3 protein-coding genes are annotated in these 2,854 nt (G+C 41.7%); 2 read left to right on the top strand and 1 reads right to left on the bottom strand.

Translation table 11 applies throughout. The features are described 5' to 3' along the window. Together IQ229_RS22150 and IQ229_RS22155 are read left to right on the top strand one after the other, a co-directional pair. Positions 1 to 1,092 (top strand): tetratricopeptide repeat protein (locus IQ229_RS22150; protein ID WP_228013650.1); only part of this gene is annotated, 1,092 nt, incomplete at its 5' end. A gap of 236 nt (positions 1,093 to 1,328) precedes the next feature. Next, positions 1,329 to 1,655 (top strand): beta/gamma crystallin-related protein, encoded by a 327-nt coding sequence (locus IQ229_RS22155; protein WP_194047433.1) that lies wholly within the window; start codon positions 1,329 to 1,331, stop codon positions 1,653 to 1,655. Positions 1,656 to 1,865: 210 nt separating this feature from the next. Here IQ229_RS22155 and IQ229_RS22160 read toward each other — a convergent pair. Next, on the bottom strand, positions 1,866 to 2,854 hold a 989-nt coding region (locus tag IQ229_RS22160), incomplete at its 5' end, for a PstS family phosphate ABC transporter substrate-binding protein (RefSeq protein WP_194047435.1).

Consider the following 2,854-nt stretch of genomic DNA (forward strand, 5'->3'; position numbering starts at 1 on the left):
ACCTTGGCTACGTTATACTCAAGATTGGGCGATATTTACCACAGCAGATTAGATCGGGGTGAATCTCAAAATTATCAAGAAGAACAGGAATTAGCAATTAAATATTGGCGTCAAGCGAGTGAGTTACAAAATGAATTGGGTTTGCAGATAGACTTAGCTAATAGCCTCAACAATTTAGCAGGAATATATCGTGCAACGGGAAACTACAGCGAAGCCGAACCTTTATATAAACAAGCTTTAGAACTGAGAAAACGCCTGTTAGGAGAAAATCATCCTGCTTTTGCTACTAGCCTGAATAATTTGGCAGGACTTTACAAATCTACTGGACAATATAGTAAAGCAGAACTCTTATATCAACAAGCTTTAGAACTGAGGAAAGGGTTGTTAGGAGAACACCATGCCGATGTCGCTGCCAGCCTGAACAATTTGGCATTACTATATGATGAACAAGGACGTTATGACGAAGCCGAACCTCTGTATTTGCAATCATTAGAACTCGAAAAACGTCTGCTGGGTGAAAATCATCTTTCTTTTGCTCTTATACTGAATAATTTAGCGCTACTTTATTATCATCAAGGACGTTACAGTGAAGCTGAACCTTTGTCGCAACAAGCAATAGAATTAGATAAGCGATTTTTGGGAGAAGAAAATCCTGATGTTGCCACAGATTTGCACAATTTAGGTTTAATATACCGCGCTCAAGGACGCTACAGTGAAGCGGAATCTTTGTTTTTGGAATCATTAGAACTCAAACAGCGTGTATTACAAAAAGCACATCCGCTATTAGCAGATACGATCTATGCGCTTGGTTATATGTACAGAGAGCAGGGACGTTACAATGAAGCGGAACCCTTATGTATAAAAGCCTTAGAACTTGATAAGCACCTATTGGGAGAAAGTCATCCCAATGTTGCCGAAAGTCTCAATAATCTGGCAGAAATTTATCGTGCAACGGGGCGTTATGGTGAAGCTGAACCGCTTTATTTGCAAGCTTTAGATATTTGCGAACGAGTTTGGGGTGTTGAGCATCTTCGTTGTGTGGCTGTGCGGGAGAATTTAGGAAAACTGGCGGCGGCGATGGGGAAGAGTTAAGCATAAATAAGGCACAGATGCAGAGAGAAAAAGTAAATTTAGCAATGCCCATAATAGCAAGTAGTAAAGAAAACTTTTTTGTTCAGTAATATTTCGCCAACGGTATCCTCAATCAACTTTTATTAAGTTTCCGAAACGCCTCTCATTTTTTTGAAGAAGATAGGGAGTTGTGGACAGTCCATTACAAATATCTACAACTGTAGTAATAACTATTTCCTTAACCAAAGGAGTAAAACATGAAAATTTATGACATAAATCCCCTTTGTGTAGAGCTTTCCTTTGAAGAAGCAGCTACGATTAAGGGCAAAGCTCAAGTATTACTTCGTAAAGACATCGATTTTCGTGGTGAGACATTCAGTGCAACCCGAAGCCGTTCATACGTTGGGGATGATTTTAACGATGAAACTTCCTCAATTATCATTACAGGAGGAACGTGGCGTTTCTATGAAGATGCAAATTACACAGGTTCTTCCAAGCAGCTAGGACCAGGCTACTATTCTTGGGTCGAAAACTTTGGGATAACTAATGACACAATCTCATCCATCAAATTGATCGCATCTTAAAGTGCTTGGTTCTGGGAAAATTGAAGCAGTGTCTGTAATACAAAGTATTACCTATTTCCCCCCAACTAAACCTGATTGCTCAACAGATTCTTCAAGCTGGTAGTTCCCAGTCGTAGCCGCGATCGCACACAAGTCTATACTTTTAGATACCCGACCTGTTAAACAAGTCGGGTATCTCTGAAAAGCTTGCTCTATTGTCCTTCAAATCTACTAACGAACGCCAACAAAACCAGCTTGCTCAATTGCTCTTTGCCCTTGGTCAGTTAATAAAAGATTGGCATAAGCATTTCCAATCTGCTGTTCCCGGCCTTTATTCTGCTTAATAATCACAAACAAATTAGCAATCATTGGATAGCTGCCATTTTTGATCGCCTGAGTATTTAGCTGGTTGCGCTGACGCGGACACTGTTCAGGCGAAACCATCGGCTCTTGATAGGGGGTAATTAGCCGATCGGAAGTGCTACCCAATGGCAAAGCCTTTACACTACATTGAAAGACTACCGAACGAGCAGAGGCGTAATACACGCCACCAGGGGTTTTACTGAGTTGGCGCACTGCCTCTGTAGCAGAGTAGACATATTGCACATTAGAGCCAAATGCTTGCCCCTTTAAGTCGCTATTGCTAGGAAATATTACTGTATCTGCGTCCTCTGGTCGTTGCGAAAAAGCAGTGATCGGTAGATTTGGCCCGCCGACTTGATTCCAGTTAGTAATTTTCCCTAAATAAATTTGCTGCAATTGGTCAACAGTTAAACCAGGCACATTGAGTGATGGGTTGACTACCACTGCTACCCCATCCCTACCAACTTGACGTTGCTCAAGGGTGAAGCCTCGCTCTTTTGCCGTAGCTTTTTCTTCATCTGTGAGGGGACGGGAAGACTGAGCAAAGTCTAGTTTCCCATCAAGCAACATCCGAATACCGGAGCTAGAACCAGGACTACCATTAACAGGGTTTACGTAGCGTAATTGTAGTTCCGGGCGATCGCTCTGGATCTGAGAATCTACCAATTGCCGAATAGATGCCCAAGCGGTACTACCTCCGTAGTTGAATGATGCAGGGGGAACATCAGCAACTGTCTGAAAAGTTGATTCATTATTAGAGACACGATTTAAATTTTGATTAGAGGAATTAACGCTGTTGCGGGACAATAAATTTGGCTTCAATAACCACCAAAGTAATCCGCCAATAACCATAAGTG

It is taken from the genome of Nostoc cf. edaphicum LEGE 07299, from assembly GCF_015207245.1.
Taxonomy (GTDB): domain Bacteria; phylum Cyanobacteriota; class Cyanobacteriia; order Cyanobacteriales; family Nostocaceae; genus Nostoc; species Nostoc edaphicum_B.